Annotated in this window: 25 protein-coding genes; 22 read left to right on the top strand and 3 right to left on the bottom strand. The window is 41.3% G+C overall.

The window, feature by feature from the left end; translation table 11 throughout:
• Positions 1-13 precede the first annotated feature (13 nt).
• From DWW77_RS00320 to DWW77_RS00250, 15 genes are all read left to right on the top strand, one after another.
• Complete coding sequence (locus tag DWW77_RS00320; RefSeq protein WP_117942815.1) at positions 14-1,744, top strand: tyrosine-type recombinase/integrase; 1,731 nt, start codon at positions 14-16, stop codon at positions 1,742-1,744.
• The gene (locus tag DWW77_RS00315) at positions 1,731-3,239 is read left to right on the top strand and encodes a tyrosine-type recombinase/integrase (protein WP_243038051.1); all 1,509 of its coding nucleotides are present in this window, start codon (positions 1,731-1,733) and stop codon (positions 3,237-3,239) included. Before DWW77_RS00320 ends, DWW77_RS00315 begins: the two co-directional genes overlap by 14 nt.
• Entirely contained in the window at positions 3,223-3,630 is a 408-nt protein-coding gene (locus tag DWW77_RS00310; protein WP_117592877.1) for a DUF6262 family protein, read from the top strand. Before DWW77_RS00315 ends, DWW77_RS00310 begins: the two co-directional genes overlap by 17 nt.
• Before the next feature lie 20 nt (positions 3,631-3,650).
• Positions 3,651-4,031 carry a TnpV protein gene (locus DWW77_RS00305; protein ID WP_117592879.1) on the top strand — a complete coding sequence of 127 codons (381 nt, stop codon included), beginning with the start codon at positions 3,651-3,653 and terminating at the stop codon, positions 4,029-4,031.
• A gap of 131 nt (positions 4,032-4,162) precedes the next feature.
• Positions 4,163-4,459 carry a hypothetical protein gene (locus tag DWW77_RS00300; RefSeq protein ID WP_117592881.1) on the top strand — a complete coding sequence of 99 codons (297 nt, stop codon included), beginning with the start codon at positions 4,163-4,165 and terminating at the stop codon, positions 4,457-4,459.
• Between the two features lie 148 nt (positions 4,460-4,607).
• Positions 4,608-4,940, top strand: a complete 333-nt coding sequence (locus DWW77_RS00295) for an ATPase, T2SS/T4P/T4SS family (protein ID WP_330490090.1) — start codon at positions 4,608-4,610, stop codon at positions 4,938-4,940.
• Complete coding sequence (locus tag DWW77_RS00290) at positions 4,937-5,719, top strand: type II secretion system F family protein (RefSeq protein ID WP_182431173.1); 783 nt, start codon at positions 4,937-4,939, stop codon at positions 5,717-5,719. Before DWW77_RS00295 ends, DWW77_RS00290 begins: the two co-directional genes overlap by 4 nt.
• A 9-nt stretch (positions 5,720-5,728) precedes the next feature.
• Positions 5,729-6,754 carry a type II secretion system F family protein gene (locus DWW77_RS00285; RefSeq protein WP_021652833.1) on the top strand — a complete coding sequence of 342 codons (1,026 nt, stop codon included), beginning with the start codon at positions 5,729-5,731 and terminating at the stop codon, positions 6,752-6,754.
• Positions 6,755-6,783: 29 nt separating this feature from the next.
• Positions 6,784-6,969: a Flp1 family type IVb pilin gene (locus tag DWW77_RS00280; protein ID WP_330364196.1), complete on the top strand. Its 186-nt coding sequence runs from the start codon at positions 6,784-6,786 to the stop codon at positions 6,967-6,969.
• A gap of 59 nt (positions 6,970-7,028) precedes the next feature.
• Entirely contained in the window at positions 7,029-8,522 is a 1,494-nt protein-coding gene (locus tag DWW77_RS00275) for a DUF5702 domain-containing protein (protein WP_286187969.1), read from the top strand.
• 18 nt (positions 8,523-8,540) lie between these two features.
• A complete protein-coding gene (locus tag DWW77_RS00270) occupies positions 8,541-9,317 on the top strand; it encodes a hypothetical protein (RefSeq protein ID WP_118607842.1) in 777 nt (258 codons plus the stop codon).
• 11 nt (positions 9,318-9,328) lie between these two features.
• Positions 9,329-9,745, top strand: coding sequence for a prepilin peptidase (locus DWW77_RS00265; RefSeq protein ID WP_129975497.1), 417 nt, complete (start codon positions 9,329-9,331; stop codon positions 9,743-9,745).
• Positions 9,742-10,173 carry a TadE family protein gene (locus tag DWW77_RS00260; protein WP_021652838.1) on the top strand — a complete coding sequence of 144 codons (432 nt, stop codon included), beginning with the start codon at positions 9,742-9,744 and terminating at the stop codon, positions 10,171-10,173. The genes DWW77_RS00265 and DWW77_RS00260 overlap by 4 nt, the downstream gene beginning before the upstream one ends.
• A gap of 1 nt (position 10,174) precedes the next feature.
• Entirely contained in the window at positions 10,175-11,605 is a 1,431-nt protein-coding gene (locus tag DWW77_RS00255; RefSeq protein ID WP_118607841.1) for a DUF6382 domain-containing protein, read from the top strand.
• A gap of 158 nt (positions 11,606-11,763) precedes the next feature.
• The gene (locus DWW77_RS00250) at positions 11,764-12,366 is read left to right on the top strand and encodes a rhomboid family intramembrane serine protease (protein WP_118514030.1); all 603 of its coding nucleotides are present in this window, start codon (positions 11,764-11,766) and stop codon (positions 12,364-12,366) included.
• Here the strand turns inward: DWW77_RS00250 and DWW77_RS00245 are convergent.
• A complete protein-coding gene (locus DWW77_RS00245; protein WP_118607840.1) occupies positions 12,333-13,007 on the bottom strand; it encodes a sensor histidine kinase in 675 nt (224 codons plus the stop codon). The two genes, DWW77_RS00250 and DWW77_RS00245, sit on opposite strands and share 34 nt — an antisense overlap.
• Before the next feature lie 130 nt (positions 13,008-13,137).
• Between DWW77_RS00245 and DWW77_RS00240 the strand changes: the two genes are divergently transcribed.
• Complete coding sequence (locus DWW77_RS00240) at positions 13,138-13,542, top strand: HIT family protein (RefSeq protein ID WP_015525628.1); 405 nt, start codon at positions 13,138-13,140, stop codon at positions 13,540-13,542.
• Positions 13,543-13,565: 23 nt separating this feature from the next.
• The gene (locus DWW77_RS00235; RefSeq protein WP_118607839.1) at positions 13,566-14,093 is read left to right on the top strand and encodes an RNA polymerase sigma factor; all 528 of its coding nucleotides are present in this window, start codon (positions 13,566-13,568) and stop codon (positions 14,091-14,093) included.
• A gap of 64 nt (positions 14,094-14,157) precedes the next feature.
• Here DWW77_RS00235 and murG read toward each other — a convergent pair whose 3' ends face one another.
• Complete coding sequence (gene murG, locus DWW77_RS00230) at positions 14,158-15,225, bottom strand: undecaprenyldiphospho-muramoylpentapeptide beta-N-acetylglucosaminyltransferase (protein WP_118607838.1); 1,068 nt, start codon at positions 15,223-15,225, stop codon at positions 14,158-14,160.
• Positions 15,226-15,317: 92 nt separating this feature from the next.
• Between murG and DWW77_RS00225 the strand changes: the two genes are divergently transcribed.
• The 3 genes from DWW77_RS00225 (at position 15,318) to DWW77_RS00215 (ending at position 18,672) form a co-directional block, all read left to right on the top strand.
• On the top strand, positions 15,318-16,157 hold the full coding sequence (locus DWW77_RS00225; RefSeq protein WP_118607837.1) for a DUF4367 domain-containing protein: 840 nt from the start codon (positions 15,318-15,320) through the stop codon (positions 16,155-16,157).
• A 66-nt stretch (positions 16,158-16,223) separates the two neighbouring features.
• On the top strand, positions 16,224-16,703 hold the full coding sequence (locus DWW77_RS00220) for a DUF6147 family protein (protein ID WP_118607836.1): 480 nt from the start codon (positions 16,224-16,226) through the stop codon (positions 16,701-16,703).
• A 352-nt stretch (positions 16,704-17,055) separates the two neighbouring features.
• Positions 17,056-18,672 carry an MBL fold metallo-hydrolase RNA specificity domain-containing protein gene (locus DWW77_RS00215; protein ID WP_118607835.1) on the top strand — a complete coding sequence of 539 codons (1,617 nt, stop codon included), beginning with the start codon at positions 17,056-17,058 and terminating at the stop codon, positions 18,670-18,672.
• 236 nt (positions 18,673-18,908) lie between these two features.
• Here DWW77_RS00215 and DWW77_RS00210 read toward each other — a convergent pair whose 3' ends face one another.
• Positions 18,909-19,157 (bottom strand): TIGR03905 family TSCPD domain-containing protein, encoded by a 249-nt coding sequence (locus tag DWW77_RS00210; protein ID WP_110102758.1) that lies wholly within the window; start codon positions 19,155-19,157, stop codon positions 18,909-18,911.
• Positions 19,158-19,331: 174 nt separating this feature from the next.
• Here DWW77_RS00210 and DWW77_RS00205 point away from each other — a divergent pair, with 174 nt between their 5' ends.
• Complete coding sequence (locus tag DWW77_RS00205) at positions 19,332-20,033, top strand: 5'-methylthioadenosine/adenosylhomocysteine nucleosidase (protein ID WP_118607834.1); 702 nt, start codon at positions 19,332-19,334, stop codon at positions 20,031-20,033.
• Between the two features lie 78 nt (positions 20,034-20,111).
• Entirely contained in the window at positions 20,112-20,492 is a 381-nt protein-coding gene (locus DWW77_RS00200) for a hypothetical protein (RefSeq protein ID WP_021652849.1), read from the top strand.
• The last annotated feature ends 42 nt before the right edge of the window (positions 20,493-20,534 follow it).

Below are 20,534 nucleotides of genomic sequence, written 5' to 3'. Positions count from 1 at the left end.
AGGAGGGATTACCTTGGCAGTATTAAAAATTGTTCCGAAGTTATATCAGGAAAAAATATCTGAGAAATTAAAGGAAGAAATATCTTTAGTTACGAATGGAGAAGCAAAATACTATAACCGGTTATATAAATTTTTTCAGTATACAGATATACAGTGTACTGCAGATATTAACTATGAAACGAGAAAAATGTATATGGAGTCTCTTGAAAAAGAGGATATTTCAGAAAAATATAAAGTGGAATTAATGAGCTTATTTGATCGTTTAAAAATAGAAAATATGCCGGATGTCTATTCACAAGGAAATCCTTTCTCTGTAGAACAGGAGTTTTTTAAGCAAGACAAATTGTTTTTGCTGTATGTCCCCAATAAGAAGAAAGCACAATCTTTCCGTCAGGTGGTCGATAAGAATGATTTGTTATGGGACTTAACGAGGATACATTCATCACAGTTGGTGCGACAGACAAAAATATTGCTGTGTGAAATTCTGAATATGGATAAGGTACAAAGACATCGAAGATATTTTTTAGAACCATTAAAAGCACTTGTACGGTTTTGCGATAAGTACGGAATAGATGATATTGAAGAAATGGAACAGGCAGATGAAAACAGATTTTATCTGTATTTAAACAAGGAGTCAGAAATTATAAAAAAACAGGCTTCTAAGATTGTTGAGTTTGCGAGAAGAACGTTATTTCTAACAGATTCAGAGATAAATTGGCAAGCATGTATCTGGTATATGGATAGGTTTCAGTTTGATAAATCAAGAATCAATGCCAGTTCACCTGTTAAAAGCCTTTCATTTATTAATATTTACGAAAAAGAAAATCGTTGGTATTTACAATTATACGCAAAATATTTAGTTGGGATATCTGATCTGTCTTTATCAAATATCCGAATTACAATAAGTTTTATTTCACAATTTTTAAAATATCTGGATGGACAGAGTAAGAAAGTAACTGAACTGGAGATACAAGATATAGCGGATTATGTATCTATTTTGGATGTGTCCGATATTAAATATTCCACGTTTAACCGATATATAACTCATATACATACATTTCTACAGTTTTTGAAAATGAAAAATATTGAAGTGTTGAAGTTTTATCCGGAACGATTTTTTAAAAAAGGTTTTCCAGAACACAACGAAAGAAGTGTTCCAGAAAAAACAATTGCTCATCTGATTAAGGAGTTGCCGGCATTCCCAGAGCATTTACAGTTGATGTATTTGATTTTGTTTTGCACAGGAATTAGGAAAAGCGAGGTTTGTACAATAAAATCGGGAGCCTTTTATTCACAAGGCAATGAGAATTGGATGCGCATATATCAAAGCAAAATGCGGAGGGAAAAAGTCATTCCTGTTCCGAGTTTATTGGTTGGACTGGTGAACGATTATGAAAAAAAGTACGGAATAAAAAATGGGGAGTATTTATTCAAAAATAAAAAAGGTGGTGCATTTAATGGACAGACATTTTCAAATCAGATGATTCGGGAGTGTAAGGCTCGTGGGATTGCCTGTGGAGATTATATCTTTAGAGCACACGATTACAGACATAACCTTGCAACTTCAATGTACGGAAATGGAGTTTCTATACAAGGGGTACGAGATTATCTGGGACATTCAAGTGAGAATATGACAAAACAGTACATTGATTTCATGCCGGAACGTATTGTATCGGCTGAAGATAAATATTTTTCAAGAAATCAGTCATTTAAATTGAAAGGAGTAGAAGATGATGAAAGGTAATATTAATTTGATTTCTTATGACTGTTATCAACAAGCTACAGAAAAACAGTTGGCTGGGCTGAAATGGAAGGAAAACAGGGTGTACTACATATCAGAGATTCGTAATGAAAAGATACAGGATGAGATTTATGGGTATATCGATGATAGATGCAGACGTTTATCATTATCAACAGCCGTAAATGATATTTACAGATTTGATCTGTTGAAAGAATTTCTGAATGAGAAGTGTACAAGCTGTAGCAGCATTACTGATAAAAAATGGGAAGAACTGGAGAGAAGCTATAAAGCATTTTTATATAAAAAAGGATTGGCGCTGTACGTTAGAAGAAATAGACCGGATAGGCGGAATGTTGAGCAACAAAATAGCGCTCAGGTTTCTTTTCTGAAAATGTATTATGAGTATGTTGTGAAGTGTAAAACAGCAGATATTCCAGAAAATGAAAAAGATGTATGGGATATGAGAAAGCTGGATATTGTGCCAAGGAGTAATCCGATTCGTGGAAGATATAGATTAGATTTTCGTGAGATTAGGCAGAGAGAATTTAAAGAGATAATAAAGAGAATATTGTATAGCCACTGCCAGACAAAAGCAATGGGTAGTATAAAAGGCGAATTGTGTGGATTCCGTCGGTTTGCTAGATTTATGTATGATCGGTTTCCAGAAGTAAAGCATTTTACAGAAATTAGCAGGGATATGATAGAAGATTATCTGGTTTATATAAAAACGGATACCGGTCTTACATCAGTCAGTTACACAACAGAACTGTCGGTTTTGGATAATCTGCTGGATGAAATTGGGCGGGAACTGGAAATAGAAAATTTATGCAATCTTTTTCTGTCCAGTGATTGCAGAGCATATGACAACGCTTTGCCAGAAGCGTATTCAGATGCAGAAATCAGGAGATTTAATAGTGCATTAACAAAATTAAAGCCCCAGTTAGGAAGATGTCTAATAATACATCAGATGCTCGGTACAAGAATAGAGGATACGTTGACTTTGCGAAGGGATTGCTTATCTGAGAAATCTGGGCATTATTTTATAACTATTCTCCAGCATAAAACAAGGAAATACAAAAGACCAGTCAGCGATCAGCTGGCAGAAGTGATTAGAAAAGCAATAGAAGTTTCAGAAAAGGACCATCCAGATTCAGAATTTATTTTTCTGCAAGATAATGGGAAATTATATACAGATTCAATGCTGAAATATCATGTAAATATCATGATTTATGAAAATGATATCAGGGATGATAATGGAAATTATTTTGAGTTTCGTACACATCGTTTTAGACACACTTTTGGAGTAAAACTTACAGAAATGAAATTAGATGATGATAGCATTGCAAGGCTGTTGGGGCATAAGGATACACGAACCATACCACATTATCGGCGGTTAAGAAACGAAGCATTAGCGGAGGATACAAAGGCTGTACGAGATGAAATGAATGAATTATTAGCACAATACAGGAGGGAAAAGGAAAATGCAGAAACACGATAAAATGGTAGCACTGGCAAAAGAAAAAAGTGCGGAAATGACGGAAACAGCAATAACAGCTATTGAAACAATGTATAGAAAAAATATAAAAATTTCAGTTGCTGAACTTACAAAATTAACAGGACTTTCCAGAGGTTTTTTCTATAATAATCCGAATGTGAAACAGGTCATGATGGAATTGAAGGAAAAACAACAGGGAATGATATTGCGAAATCCTAAAAGCGATGCTATTGCAAAAGCACAGGAAGCACGGATTAAGAGTTTAGAACAGAAATTATCCGATAGTGTTCCGAAAAACGAATATGAGAATCTACAGAAAAAATATGAAGAATTACAAGTGAAATATAGTCAAATGAAAAAGGGAACACTGTTGAAGATGTACGACCAATTATAGGAAGAAAAGGAGAATATTTTATGCAGAACGAAATTTACGATGAGAAAAATGGACTTACTTATATGTTATGTGGTGATTATTATTTGCCGGAATTGGCACTTAAAGATATTGAACCAACATATGGGAAATATGGGATGCTTCGTAAAAGCTATTTACAGGAACACAGAAGGGCAAAATATCAAATATTGTTGTTACAAGGAAAACTTGTTGAGCATTTGAATCAGATTGATGCAGAAGCAAGGGATAGGGAAGAACAATTAGTAAAACAGATGATGGAGAAACAAGGAATTACAGAGAAATTAAAAAGACAGGACAACATGGAATGGACTAGGAGGATGAATACCATTTGTCATGATGCAGAAGAGATGATTTTGACGGAAATGATATACACGAAAGGATAATGAACTGTATTGGATAGCAAGAATTTTGCAGCCCGGATAGCAAAAAAGTGGAAGTCCGGATAGCAAAAAAATGGAAGTCCGGATGGCAGGATTCTTGCTGTCCGGAAAGATAAAAAAGTGAGGGATTAAAAATGTTGGTTAAGTACATAATAAAAGTGTTTTTGTGTTTGATTCTTGTAGTAATGACATTGATTTGCTGGTTATTAAAAATTCCTATGATGTTGGGAAATATTTTTCTTTACTTTTTATCAATTATATTTATTCTGACAGGTGTTTTGAGCTATGGATTTGCATTGGAATCTGCAAGAGAATGTGGTCGAATGATAATAATTGGGATGGCATTTGGTGCAATACCAGACTTTGTCCCATTTTTGGGAAAAAGTTTAGAGACATTGGTTGACAAACTGTTGAGTATGACAAATGAATGAGAAAGTCGATATGAAAGAGGGCTGTGAAAGGTTCTCTTTTCTTTTTGCAACTGTGAAATGGCAAGATAATAACGTTATATACATTGTGTATTAAGTACAGATATTGTATTTCTGCATGATGGGAACATAGGGAGTCCATATAAGTGCCTTGAATACGGGACATGACGGAAGCCTTTCAACACTTCATGCAAACAGCAGTCAGGATATGCTTTCCCGAATTGAAACGATGACATTGATGGGAATCGATCTTCCCCTGGAAGCGATCCGAAGGCAGATCGCTTCCGGGGTAGACATTCTGGTACATCTTGGGCGTATGCGGGACAAAAGCAGAAAGCTGCTGGAAATCACAGAAGTATGTGGATTTGAAAACGGAGAGATCCAGACCAGGCCGCTGTATCGCTGGGAAGAAGGAAAGGGACTTGTAAAAACCGGAGAACTTTTGCATTGTGAAAAAATGAAACGGGCAGGAATCAGACTATGAAAGAGCGGAAAGGAAAGAATCAGAAATGGAGATCTACGAGGAAAGATTACAGGATGTATCATTTTACGGGGAAGGAGACTGCAAAATATCTTCTGGAGGGAGCTGCCATATGCGCTGCAGCCGACTATCTGTTTTATCAGAGCCTTCCGGTATTGCTGTTTATGCTTCCAATACCAGTGCTTTTTCTGAAGCTACAGAGGAAAAAATGTACTGCACGGCAGCAGAGGGAGCTGAATTACCAGTTCCGGGATGCTCTGACGGCCATGAATGTGGCGGTACAGGCCGGCTATTCCGCGGAGAATGCGGTGCGTGCCAGTGTAAAGGATCTGGGGAGACTTTATGAAAAGGGAAGTGATATCCTGGATGAATTTCGGTATATCGAAAGTCAGCTGCGTCTGAGCGTTCCGGTGGAAGAGCTGTTTCTGGATCTGGGAAAACGCAGCGGAGTGGAAGATATTGAAAATTTCGCAGCAGTATTTTATACAGCAAAAAGAACAGGCGGGGATATGACGCAGGTGATCCAGAAAGTAGCCAGAATGCTTAGTGATAAGATCGAGGTAAAAAAAGAGATCGAGGCAACGCTGGCCGCAAAGAAATCGGAACAGATGGTTATGAGTATCATGCCGGCCGGTATCATTTGCTATCTGAAACTGACTTCGCCGGGATTTTTGGATGTACTTTATGGGAATCCTTTCGGAATCTGTGCCATGACAGTTTGCATGGTGATCTATGGCTTGTCTTACTGGCTGGGTGTGAAGATTGTAGACATAGAAGTGTAGGTGAGGATAATGTGGATACATATTTTGATATTTATGGTGATCCTTGGGGTGTTTCTGGCAGGAAAAATGGGGCGGCTGCCTCCGGAAGCCGGAAATCCGGAAGAAAAGAAACTGTTTATACGGATAGCGCTTACCGGAAATATCATCGGTATGCTCCTGACATTTCAAAGTGGCGGAGATAAGGTTTATTCATCCGGATACCGTATGGAAAAAGAGGAGACAGGTGCTTATGAAGAGAAATTCAAAGTATCTGTAGACGGAGAAGAAGCCGGTTCCCTGTATGTGCAGGTGCCGGAAAAAGAAACAGAAGGATCCGAAGAAGAACCGGAAACAGAACTTAGCGAAGAACAGCAGCGCGAGAAAGAGCTGCAGGACATGATCGTACAATATAATCAGAAAAAAAACGATCCGCAGTACTATTATCTTCCAGATGAATGGAATGGAAAACATCTTGAATGGGAGCAGCCAAAAGACAAAACAGGAAACCTGCTTTCAGCTCTTGGTCTGGCAGCAGCGGCAGCAGCTGTCATTGCAAAAAAACGGGAAGAACAGAATGCTCAGATAAAAAGAAGAGAACAGATGCTGATGGATTATCCAGGACTGATCATGAAATTTACCCTTCTGGTGCAGGCAGGCTTAACTGCCAGAAAAGCGTTCCAGAAAATAGCACTGGATTACGGAAAGAGAGAAGATGGTAAAAAACGTGAGGCTTACGAAGAAATCCGAGTAGCCTGTTATGAGATGGACAGTGGGATTTCCGAAGCAGAGGCTTACCGGAGATTTGGAGAACGGTGCGGACAGGTAAAGTATAAAACTCTGTCAACACTACTGATCCAGAACCTCCAGAAAGGAAGCAGGTATCTGGCCGATCTGCTGGAAAAGGAATCCGTGGAAGCCTGGGAGGAGCGAAAAAGAAAAGCAAGAGTGCTGGGAGATACAGCAGCAACAAAACTGCTTCTTCCGATGGTCTTGATGCTCCTGGTGGTGATGGCGGTGATCATGCTTCCGGCATGCCTTTCCTTTTACGGAGGGTAGGACTGGAGAACAGAGAAAGGAAATGTGAGGTGACAAATGAAAATATGTGGAAGTATGTAAAAGAATTTGCGATGGAAGAGGATGCGGTGGGTGTTGTGGAGATCATCCTGATTCTGGTGGTTCTGATCAGTCTGGTCATCATCTTTAAGGAACAGCTTACAGCACTTGTGAAAAAAATCCTTACAAAAATCACAAAACAAAGCAATACGATCTGAAAATAAGAAAAAACGGTGATATCTGCTGATATTTTCGTTTTGGAAAGGAGAGGTACCCCTTGGCAGGAAATGTGAAAAAAGGCAGCATTACGATCTTTCTGGCTCTGATCTTGAGCCTGGTTCTTTCTCTTGTGTGTGCCAGCATTGAATCTGTACGCATGGCAGCTGCCAGGACACAGATACTTAACAGTATGGATATTGGCTTATATTCCCTGTTTGGACAGTATGACCGAACGCTTCTGGAAGATTATGAGCTGTTTGCACTGTATGCAGGTGGAAAAGAAGAACTGGATATGGCTTCTGTATATGATGATTTTCAGACTTATATGAAACCTGTATTGAAACAGAACAGTCAGAAACTGGAGCTTCTCCAGGGCGGATTCAATGGTTATCAGCTTCTGAGCGATGGAAAAGGCGAGGTTTTTTACCAGCAGGCTGTTCAGTATATGCGTGAAACTCTGGGAAGCCAGGGGGTACAGACTCTTCTCGGAAAACTGAAAGATCAGGAAAAGAAGACAGAGGATGCAGAGAAAAAAGGAGAACAGGCAGAAAATAAAGGAACATTGGATTCCTATGATTCTGCAATTACGGATGCCGCACAGAAAAGCGAAGAAGCAAAAAAAGAACAGGAGCAACAAAAAAATCAGGGAGATTTTTCGGATGCAGGAAATGGGGATGATTTTACCGGCGGTGTTGATGAAAGCGTAGAAAATCCTATTCCAATCATCAGAAGAGTCCGTAAAATGGGACTTATTGATCTGGTAGTACCATCCGAACGGGGAATATCGGATGCGGTTACAGACAGAAAAAGCCTTACATCCGGAAGAAAGCTCCAGACAGGACTAATGTTGGATACGGATATACGATCCGATAATTCGTATACGTCCGGAATATTGTTTGGACAGTATCTGCTAAAGAAACTGGGAAATTATCGAAGACCGGCAGCGGCAGGCTTAAATTATCAGGTGGAATATATTCTTGGAGGGAAGAACAGTGACCGGGAAAATCTGAAGTCCGTGGCAGGAAAACTTCTGGTTATCCGTCAGGGGGTTAACATGGCGTACCTGCTTTCAGATGGTGGAAAACGGATACAGGTCGAAACACTGGCGCTGGCTATTGCATCGGGTTTTCTGATCCCGCCGGCGGCAGCAGTGATCGAAGCGGCACTGATCTTTTGCTGGGCATTTGCGGAGAGTATTCTGGATGTCCGGGAACTTTTCGCAGGAGGGCATGTGCCTCTTATAAAAAACTCCTCAGACTGGCAGCTGTCTTTGAGTAATCTGCCCAATATCCTGGACAAACTGGATTCTTCAAGAAAGGATGCAGGGAATGGAATGTCTTATGAGGATTATCTTCAGGTTCTGCTTATGGCGAAAGGAAAACAGGATAAAGTTCTGAGAGGAATGGATATGATCGAGTGCTCTGTACGTGAAAAGGGAAAAAGACCGGGTTTTCAGATGGACCACTGCATCACTGCCCTGGAAGCGTCTGCAGATGTAAAAGCAAACCGGCGGAAAATATTTACAGTTTCGCGTCAGTATGCGTATGAATAGAAAGAGAGGTGCACAGGGATGCTTTTTCAGGAAGAAAAAGAAGATAAAAATCAGATAAACAGACTGGATCAAAAAAGAGAAAGGCGCTCTCGAAGAGCTTTTTTCCTGCTTTCCCCGATAAGCCGGAAAACGCTTCCTGGAAAAGTATCCCTGTGCACCTTTCTGAAAAAAGCAAGTCTCACCCTGGAGACTGCGATGGCTTTGCCGCTGTTTTTTTTCGGAGTGCTCACGCTGCTTTCTTTTATGGATATTTATAAAGTACAGACGGAGCATCTGACCGGCTTGTGCCAGAAAGCAAAAGAAGCAGGTATGTATGCGTATGGTACCGGCGGCTCAGGTACAGAAACGATCACATTGCCGGACGTATATTCCTATCAACCCATAGGCGGTCTGATCCCGCTTCCTAAAATATGGTTCCACAATACGGTAAAGGTTCATACGTGGAATGGTGTGATATACGAAAATGGAAATGATACAGTGGAGAGCCAGCCTATGGTGTATGTGACAGAATCAGGAAGTGTGTATCACAGAAAACTGGGGTGCAGTTATCTGAATCTGTCTGTTCAGCAGATATCAGGCTCTTCGGTTAAAGCTTTAAAAAATGCATATGGAGAAAAGTATCAAGCCTGTGAGCTGTGCAGTCGTGGGCAGGAACCGGCCGGAGTGGTATATATCACAAAAAAGAGTAACCGTTTTCATAACAGGGAAAGCTGCAGCGCATTGAAACGATCTGTACGGATGGTGAAAGAAACCGAGGTTTCCGGTGAAATGAGTGCCTGCGGACGATGTGGCTGAAGGGAGAGATCATGAGCAGTGTAAAAATTTGCATGACTGTACTTCTTGTAATTAATACCTGGACAGATATCCGAAAAAAAGAAATCTGTTTACCGGTGCTTTTTATATTTCTGGCAGGCGGGATCCTGTGGCGGATCAGGCAGGGGCTTCTCTGGCCGGCAGGGATTATTTCCATGGGAATCGGAGTATTTATAATTTTGATCGCTTTGATCAGTGGAGGAATGGTCGGATTTGGAGACGGATTGTTGATACTGACAATGGGCTCTGTGCTGGGAGCCGGAGAACTGGCAGGGATCCTCTGTGGGGCATTATTGTTGTGCGGAATCTACTCAGGTATTGAGTATCTTATGCTAAAAAAGAGTCGAAGTGAGGAAATTCCTTTTGTACCGTTTCTGCTGATCGGATATTTTGGAGGGATATTTTTGTGAGAAAAATAAAAAAGGGGAGCTTTACAATAGAAGCTGCATTGCTCATGCCTCTGGTGCTTATGATACTGATCGGAGTGCTGTATCTGGATTTTTTTGTACATGACAGAGCATATCTTACTGCGGCAGCTTATGAGGCAGCAGTCAGCGGCAGTATGGAAGGATATAAAAAGAAAGGGAACATATATGAAAAGGCGGATATACAGGGTAGAATGCTGGGAGATATCGGGCTGCCGGGAGGAGAGAATCTGAGCATGCAGACAAATGCAGGAAAAACTGTGAAAGTAACTTACAGACTGGAAGTACCTGCCGGGTTCCTGGGGCAGAAATGGAAGCTGGAAGTCAGTGGTAAGGCAAAGCCTCTGCGGCCTGTGGGATGGATCCGCAAGGTAAAAGGAACTGTGGATATGCTGGGAGAGGTGACGCCATAAAATGAGAACGGAATATAAAAGAGATATGAATCATAATTATCTGATCCTGACAGGAGATGAGAGAATCGATACAGATTCTTACCAGGTAAGAATGATCGTGGCCAATGCTGTGCCGGATCTTCTTCAATGCAGGATACAGGGAATCGACGGAAAATTCATGGTGTATTATGATATAACTTCCAGGCATTCCATGACGGCGCTTTTTGAGGAAAAAAAGATGGATCTGGAGTCGCTTCAGATGATATTGGGAGGCTTTATACAGATCATGGAAGAAATGTCCGAGTATCTTTTGAATCCCTGTCAGCTGATCCTGGAACCGGAATATATTTATCTGGATGCGGAAAGAAAAAGTGTCCGTTTTTGTTATATGCCGGGATTTCATGGGGAGGTACAGAAACAGTTTCAGAGTCTTGCGGAGTATATCCTTCCAAAGCTGGATCATGAAGACGGAAAAGCGGTCATGCTGGGATACAGTGTATACAGACGTGCACTGGAGGACAGCTTTCATCTGGAATACATCAAGGAAGAGTTATATAAAATATGTAACAGCGACGAGGAAGATTTTTCTCCATATGAAAAGAAGAAAACGGTGGTCCAGGAAGAAGACAGGATGACAGAGGAGGAAAAAGAAGATAATCTGTGGCAGATGGAAAACTGGGAAAGAGCCAGTGTGTCCGGAAATGAAAAACAGAAAAAAGCTTCAGCGGACTCACAGAAGCGGAAAACAAACAAAATATGGAAGCCAGTGGCTGGATTTGGTGCAGCATTGGTGCTTCTTCTGGGAATTACGGCAGGAATGGCCGGCGGATACATTCCAAGAATAAGCAAAGAGATTTTTCTTCTGGGAATTCTTGCAGCAATGATACTGGGGATGCTGAGCTATATTCTGATCAAAAAAGTCTGTGGAAAAAAGAAAAAACCGGATACGCCGGTGCCTGAGCAGAAATATGGTGCGGCGGAAAAAGAGACAGCTGTATATTCAGAAGATCAGAAAGAATCTGGTACGCTGTCAGGGAGCAATGCCGGTGGCAGCAGAAAAGAACTGGAAAAGATCAAAAAAAACATTCCGACAAAAGCGGAGGATTTTTCAGATGGATTTGGTGAAACAGTAGTTCTTTCGGCAGGTGCATCCAAAGGTCCTGCTACATTAGTGAGCCGGGAACCGGGGGAATTGGCTACCATTTATTTGGAAAAAGATATCACAGTGATCGGAAAACTGGAAACTGCGGCGGATGCAGTGATCAATATACCAACTGTCAGCAGGATCCATGCCAAGATCCGAAAAAGGGAGGGGGCATATTATCTGGCAGATCTGAACTCCAGAAATGGGACTTCTGTAAATGGACAGCTTCTGAAAACAGGAGAAGATTATTTGTTGGAGGATGAGGATGAAGTTGATTTTGCACAGGCCCGTTATATTTTTTTGAAATAACAGAGCGAAAAGTCCGGTTTTGTATCGTATTAATATAGGACCGCAGGTTGTCCGCCTGATGAAAATCTGTTAAAATAATGAAATGAATTCAAATTTTCAGATTATAACAGCGAGTTATGGGAAATATTTCCGGAACCGCTGTGGAAAAGAGGCCGGAATTGGAAGAAATAAAAAAAGAACCTGTGACAGTTTTACTGATCCTCATAAATACGCTGATCTTTCTTGTGGTGGAATTTACCGGCGGCTCGGAGAACGGGCAGCATATGTTGGAATGCGGTGCTGCTTATGCACCGTTGATCCTGGGACAGGGACAGTGGTATCGGATGTTTAGCAGTATGTTTCTGCATTTTGGTGCGCCGCATCTGATCAATAATATGCTGGTTCTGTTTGTGCTTGGCCAGAGACTGGAACCGGTAACAGGAAAGATAAAATTTTTTCTGATCTATATATTTGGTGGTCTGGGCGGAAATATGCTCTCTTTGTTTTTTGATATGTATGCAGGAAACACTTCTTTATCTGCAGGAGCTTCCGGAGCTGTTTTTGCAGTCATGGGCGGTATGATCTATGTGATCATACGGCACAGAGGAAGAGTGGCGGATCTGACTGTCAGGCAGATGTTGATCATGGCCGCATTTTCTCTGTATTTCGGATTTGCAAGTGAAGGCGTGGATAACGTAGCGCATATAGGCGGTTTGTTGAGTGGTTTCCTGATCGCTGTAATTCTTTATCATCCCAGAAAAATATGGAAAACAGTTCCCTGACCGGGAGTACTCTCAAGCGTGATGTCTCCACTGTGTGCCTGAGCGATCTGTTTTGAAACAGCAAGGCCAAGGCCGGTCCCGGATTCTTTGGTTGTGAAAAATGGCTGAAATATCGCAGCCTGCTGTTCCTTTGAGATTCCACATCCGTTATCCCGGATATCAATGCGAATGCCGGAATTTTCCGGAATGACAGAAAAAGAAATCTTTCCTCCGGGAATGGGAACGGCTTCCCATGCGTTTTTCAGAAGATTCAGAAGCATCTGCCGGACACGGATCCGGTCAAGAGCTATTGATGGCAATGAATCCGGAATATCTGTTTCGAGCGTGATCTCCAGATAATCCAGAGTAGGTTTTATGGAGGAAAGAATCGTTCGGAGATAGCAGCAGGTGTCAATGTTTTCTCTTTTGACATGGTCTGCATTATTAAATGCAGAAAGTTCATCAAGAAGTTCTTTTACATAATCAAGATTATCCATAACATCATCCCAGTGCTCATATTCTTTGACCTCAGGATGTGCAGATGCGATCATCTGGAGTCCGCTGTTAATGAGAGTCAGAGGATTCCGGAGTTCATGTGAAAATTTTGAAAGTGTATAATGAAAATCGTTTTTCAATTTACTGACTGTAGTATCGTTGCACATATTATCACCTCGGAAAAATATTAACATCAGAAATTTCAAATATCAACAAGAACAGTATTGAAAAATTCGAGAAAATACGACAAAATAAGAATATAGATAAAATAATTTTGCAAACAAGGAGGACAAAATAATGGGAGACTGCATATTTTGTAAAATCGCAAATGGAGAGATTCCATCAGCAACACTTTATGAGGATGAGGAATTTCGCGTGATTCTGGATCTGGGACCGGCAAGCAAAGGACACTCATTGATCCTGCCGAAAAAGCATGCAGCGAATATTTATGAACTTCCGGATGAGACTGCCGGAAAAGCAATGATCCTGGCTAAAAAAATGGCAGGAAAGCTGAGAGATGCACTGAACTGTGATGGATTTAATGTTGTGCAGAACAATGGAGAGATCGCAGGACAGACTGTGTTTCATTTTCACATGCATCTGATTCCGAGATATGAGGGAGATGGTGTTGGTTTAACCTGGAAACCCGGAGAACTCAGCGATGAGGTGAGAGATGAAATCTTAAAGAAAATTAAAGAATGACAAATAGCCACTAAAGAGGAAAAATGAACAATCAGACATTTGAAGAGTTTTATCTTAAATACCGAAAAATATCCAGAGGGTATGCGTATGGGGTTCTCCATGACTGGAGTGCTGCTGATGATGTCAGTCAGGATGTACTTTACAAAATGTATACGATAAAGGATGGCCTGAATATTGATAATGAAAAGATGATGTTTTCTCTGATCAAGACGGCATCTATGAATAAGGCTTTGGATTATATAAAGAAATCAAGCTCCAAGCATGAGTTTGTCTGTCAGGAAGAAGTTGCGGCTTTTCTGGAAGAACAGAATTCGGTCGATGCGGAAGAGGTATTTCTGCGTAAAGAGAAGAAAGAATTTATGTATATGGTGCTGAGAAGATTTCGAAAGGAACAGCCGATGAATTATGAGATCTTAATTCAGGTCAAATATCTGGAGATTTCCGTTGAAACAGTTGCAGAAGAATATGGTCTGACGAAAAGTGGTGTCAATAACAGGATATATAAAGCGAAGCGCTGGCTGCAGGAAGAATTTCGCAAAGTATACGAATAAAAGAAAACCCTGCCAGCCCGGAAGGGAGTGGCAGAGTTTTCATATGGCTGTTGTGGAAATATAGTCAGGCTCCGGCGCATTCTTCAATAAGATCAGTGATCTTACTGATGGAATCTACCTGGCCGTTTCCTGCCATGGCATCTGTATATTTCTGACGATCGGTATAGAGCTGGCGGATGGTTTCCAGAAGCTTTTCTTCTGTGATCTCCTCTTCTTCCAGCACTTTACTGAAGCCCTGGCGTTCGAAGGATCGAGCGTTAAGGATCTGGTCACCACGACTGGCTTTGGCAGAAAGCGGGATCAGAAGATTTGGCTTATGAAGTTCGCGGATCTCACAGATCGCGTTAGCGCCTGCGCGGGAGATCACAATATCAGCCATGGCAAACAGATCCGGAAGCTCGTCCTGGATATATTCATACTGGACGTATCCGGCAGTACCGTTGAGAGATTCATCGGTTTTTCCCTTTCCGCAGAGATGGACAACCTGGAATTCCTTCAGAAGTTCAGGGAGGATCTTGCGGACATTATCATTGACAGAAGCAGCTCCCAGACTTCCACCGATGACCATAAGTACCGGCTTGTCAGCAGTGAAACCACAGAATTTATGACCGTTTTCCGCATTTCCGGAAAGAAGTTCCTGGCGGATCGGAGTTCCTGTAAGAACTGCTTTGTCAGCAGGAAGATTGGCGACTGTCTCAGGAAAATTACAACAGATTCTGGATGCAGAAGAGAGACAGAGTTTATTGGCAAGACCTGGAGTCATGTCGGACTCGTGGATCAGTGCGGGGATTTTTAAACGTTTGGCCGCAATCACAACGGGAACCGTAACGAAACCGCCTTTAGAAAAAACAACGTCCGGTTTCAGCTCTTTCAGAATCTTTCTGGCCTGGCTGAATCCCTTCAGTACACGAAACGGGTCAGAGAAGTTTTTGAGATCGAAGTAACGTCTCAGCTTTCCGGATGAGATTCCATAATATGGGATTCCAAGTTCTTCGATCAGTTTTTTTTCGATTCCTTCGTAGGAACCGATGTAGGAAATCTTATAACCAAGCTCCCTGAGCTTTGGAATCAGGGCAATATTTGGAGTTACATGTCCGGCAGTACCACCGCCGGTAAGTACGATGTGTTTCATTTGGATTCCTCCTGAATAGTCATATACTATCATTAAATATGAACTCTAACGGAGGAATTGTCAAGGAAAGATAGGATTACAGGAGAAAAATAATGGAAAATTTCAGGGATGCTGAACTGAAAAAATGGTTGGCAGAAGAATATGAAAAAGAAACCGAAGAGATGGAAAAAATCCTGTTTCCAGATGGAGTGATTCCTGATGATGGAGAAACAGAAGAGGAGGCAAAGGCTGCTTATCAGAGACTTGTAGAAAGACTGAAAGCAGATGGTGTTTACAAAGAAGACGAAACTGACAGTATTAAAACTGATGATCATAAAGAGAATGTAAAAATCGTTTATCTGCCCGAAAAGAAAAGTCATAAAGCAGCTCGCATTGCGGCAGCAGTACTTGTATGCTCAGCCAGTATCTTCGCCGCAAGCATGACCAGCCAGGCGAACAGGAGTTATTTTATTGATTCTGTGAGGTATTGGGTTGGGGATGATACGAAGATTGTGGTAGATAATGATAGAACGAATGAGAAAGAATGTGAAGATGAGCAGACGGCGATAGATGATATTGAAGAAGAACTGGATTTAGACATACCGCTGATATTGTATCGTCCTGAAAATTTTGAGTTTAGAAGTTACAACGTTAATGTTAAATCAGGATATGCAATAATGGAATATTATTATGGGCAGGAAATTGTTACGTTATATATTAATGATTATTCGGATGAGCGTAAAAGCGGGGCGTATATTCTGGACGGAAAAGAAATTGCAACGGTAAAGATGAAAAATGAAAATATCAATATCACTATAAAGAAAATACAAGATAAAAATGACAAGAAGGAAAATTATGCGGCATATTGGGAGAAAGATTCAGTATTTTATCAGATAAGTGGTAAGATGCAGCAAAGTGAATTTATAAAATTAGTAAAAAACATCAAGTTTTAGCGCGATTAAATGTCTTTAAAATCGTATATATATTGTAATGAAAGTTTAAAGGAGGAAAGACATTACATGAAAGAGAAAATGAAAAAAATAATAAGTATGTTGCTTTTAGTATGTTGCTGCAGTGTGTTATTTGCAGTTCCTGCGATGGCAGAAAGTTTATCAGATGATTTTTCAGTGGAAACAGATACAGATGCGGATTACGCTGAAGATACAACGTATAGTGTTTTACGTGGTAATAATTTAAATTTTGGAACGACAACCATAAAGAAATTAGCAAGTAATAAAGTTATTATTACGGGAATTACTCAGTGTCATCATGTATGTGATAAAGTTTATCTTGATGTTTACTTGGAAAGAAAAGTAAATGGAACATATTCTACATATAAAAGCTGGAGTTTTACTGCATCAAAGGCAAGTAATTTAGTTAGAGATATTACAGTTATTGTTCCAAAGGGTTCTTACTACCGTGTACGAGGCTATCATGCAGCGAAAGATGGTAGCAAGGAGGCAACAAGGACTCTAACCAATGGTATTCTTGTAAAATAATAAATCAACAAAATAACACACCCCCAGCGATGCCACACCCCCAAAAAAATAAAAAATCCAGTAAACTTTACATTACCTTCGCTGGGGAATGTCTAAAAATTCTGAATAATATCAAAAAATCTAAAAAAATCCCCTTAAAAAAAGAAACATATTTCACAAAAAGACTGTCAAAAAACATATATTTCGTGTATAATAAATACAATAATAAACCGTTAATAAACAGAAAATCGATTATTTCTTTTTGAAATTGTATATCACAGCGCTTTTGGATGATCGGATATCACAGAGAGATCCTTCAAGCTTTTTTTGATATGGAAATTTCAGAACGTGGGACGGAAAAGGGGGCTTGTGCATGAAGATAACATTTATTGGTGCTACGCATGAGGTGACCGGAAGCTGTTATTATCTGGAAGCGGCAGGACGGAAGTTCCTGGTGGATTATGGAATGGAGCAGGGACCGGATTATTATGAAAATAAGGAGCTTCCGGTGGCTCCGGGTGATCTGGATTTTGTGCTTCTGACACATGCACACATGGATCATTCCGGAAATCTTCCGGCCTTGTATGCAAAAGGCTATCAGGGGCCGATCTATGCGACAGAGGCGACCTGCAATCTCTGCGATATCATGCTTCGTGACAGCGCACATATCCAGATGTTCGAGGCTGAGTGGAGAAACCGAAAGGGGCGGAGAGAAGGAAAACCGGAATTTATTCCTGCATACACTATGGAAGATGCCATGGGTGTGCTCCGGAACTTCGTCAGATGCCCATATGATAAGATCATCAAACCGGCAGAGGGAATCGAAGTAAGATTTGTGGATGCAGGACATCTTCTTGGCTCCAGCAGTATTGAAATCTGGATGACGGAAGAGGACAAAACAGAAAAGATCGTTTTTTCCGGCGATATCGGAAATATCGATCAGCCGCTGATCAGGGATCCGGTATATATCCGGGAGGCAGATTATGTTGTGATGGAATCTACCTACGGAGACCGCAGTCATGGAGAACGTCCGGATTATCCGGCAATACTGGCAGAGATCATCCAGAGGACCTTTGACAGAGGCGGCAGTCTGGTGATCCCGTCCTTTGCAGTAGGCCGTACTCAGGAAATGTTGTATTTTATCCGACAGATCAAAGAACAGGGACTGGTTCACGGCCATGATGGTTTTACGGTATATGTAGACAGTCCCCTTGCCAATGAGGCAACTACGATCTTCAGTGAGAATGCATATACCTGCTATGATGAGGAAGCAATGGATCTTTTGAATAAAGGTATCAATCCGTTATCCTTCCAGGGATTGAAGACCTCCGTTACTACCGATGATTCCAGAGCTATCAATTTTGATGAGGACTGCAAGGTGATCATTTCCGCCAGCGGTATGTGTGATGCTGGTCGTATCAAACATCATCTGAAACACAATCTGTGGAATCCCAGAAATACCATTCTTTTTGTTGGATACCAGGCTATCGGAACTCCGGGACGGGCATTGCTGGAAGGTGCTGTGGAGATGAAGCTGTTTGGTGAGACTGTGCAGGTGGCTGCTGAAATATGCAAAATGCCGGGAATCAGCGGTCATGCTGATGTAAACGGACTTATAGAATGGGCAAAAGCCTTTGAGACGAGACCAAAACACGTATTTGTTACGCATGGTGATGATACGGTGACGGAGATTTTTGCCCAGAGGCTTAAAGAAGAGCTTGGGTATGATGCAACGGCACCCTTTAGTGGAACAGAATATGATCTTCTGGAGAACCGGTGTATCCATGAGGCTGCCGGTGTTCGGATCGTAAAGGCAACTGCTTCGCCGAAAACAACCAAGGCTGCCCGTGCATATGAGAAGCTGTTGGCTATGGGACGTCGCCTGATGTCCGTGATCCGGAAGAATGAAGGCTGCCCCAATAAAGATCTGGATCGTTTTGCAAGAGATATCCAGTCACTGTGCGACAAGTGGGATAGAACAGACATTTAACTAAATAACGTTGAGACAGTTATTTTGTCAGATTATCCTATAGCAATCCTCGTAAATAATGCAATTAAGACAGTTCAGCAGAGTGCGAAAGACAAGAAAGATATCTGACACAGGATTTCACACTCTGATGGGCTGGATTAAGATGCATTATTTTAGAGGATTGCTATAAAATCACCCTGCGGAAATTTTTCGCAGGGTGATGATATATCAGATATACAAAATAAGATTATGTGAGATCAGCCTTCGTTCAATGCCTGGCGGATGGCTTTTGCAAGCTGATCCGGACATGAAGTTGGTTTGAATCCGCAGCGGATGCCTTCCAGACGGGAGATCACTTCATTTGCATCCATTCCCTCTGCAAGCTGTGCAACACCCTGTGTGTTTCCGGAACATCCGCCTGTAAACTTGATATTGTGAACTTTTTTATTATCGTCGATCTCGAACTCAATTCCCTGAGCACAGACGCCTTTTGTCTTATAAACCATTCTGGTTACCTCCTGTTCTGTTTATTTATCGATTATAGCATCTCTCAAAAAAAGTTTCCATAAAAAATAAAATTTGTTATAATGAACAATGTAGAAAAAGAAAAAGATACTGCTGAACGGAAAAAAATGTGAAATTCAGCGGGATATCATATTGAAAGAGAGGATTTACAGATCATGAAATGTGTTGGAATCATAGGAGCAATGGAACAGGAAGTAGCGAGACTGAAAGAGGTTATGGAGAATGTATCCATTACTACCAGAGCCGGAATGGATTTTTATGAGGGTGTTCTGGAAGGAAAGAAGGTAGTTGTGGTACAGTCCGGGATTGGTAAGGTAAATGCCGGCATGTGCACCCAGATCCTGGCAGATCTCTTTCAGGTGGAAGCGGTGATCAATACCGGTATCGCAGGAAGCCTTAACAATGATATCAATATTGGAGATATCGTACTTTCCACAGATGTTCTTCATCATGATATGGATGCAACCGGATTCGGATATCCGAAGGGACAGATCCCGCAGATGAAAGAGTTTTCCTTCCAGGCAGATGAGTGCCTTCGTAAGATCGCACATGATGTATGCGAGAAAGTAAATCCGGAGATCAGGGTTTTTGAAGGAAGAATTGCTTCCGGAGATCAGTTTGTATGTGATCAGGGTGTAAAAGATAATATTGTAAAGGAATTCAGCGCCTATGCTGTTGAGATGGAGGGCGCAGCGATCGGACAGGCAGCAGCTCTTAACGGGATTCCATTCCTGATCATCCGTGCTATCTCAGATAAAGCAGATAATAGTGCAAACATGGATTATCCGGCTTTTGAAAAGCTTGCAATTGAGCACAGCGTACGTCTGACCCAGGGAATGCTGAAACGGATGGCCTGATCGGAACTTTGGAGGGAACCGTCATTTTTCTTCTGCATATACTGTAAGAGATAGCAGAGAGAGGACAGCAGAAGAGTTATGATCTATCCAGATTTTTATCCGTTTTATGCTACACAGGGAAGTCCTGGTTTTTATAATGAAGAGAGAGAACAGGAAAAGGAATTTGATCTGATGAGATCATACTATCCGGATACAGCCCGAAGGATCCAGGAAAAAGCGGAAGCACAGTGTCAGCTTTTGGATTATGAGGGAAGCCGGCTGTATGATGAATATCCGGATCGTTTCATGCTCTATCACATCTGTCACCAGGTGAAAGGACAGATGGAAGGAGATACCAGTGTACAGGAGATCCCAGGAGGGTTCCTGGATGATCTGATCGAAGTACTGGTGTATCAGGAGATTTCCAGACGAAGATGCAGGAGGAGAAGGTGCAGAAAATGTTTCCGCACTGAGTATTAAAATGGCGGTTTACCCATGAACGATACAGTGATACTGGCAGAA

Origin of the sequence: Ruminococcus sp. AF17-12 (genome assembly GCF_003479245.1) — a bacterium.
Classification (GTDB): Bacteria; Bacillota; Clostridia; order Lachnospirales; family Lachnospiraceae; genus Blautia_A; species Blautia_A fusiformis.
Note: the sequence above shows the minus strand (reverse complement) of the source record. Positions and strands in the feature narration are given on the sequence as shown.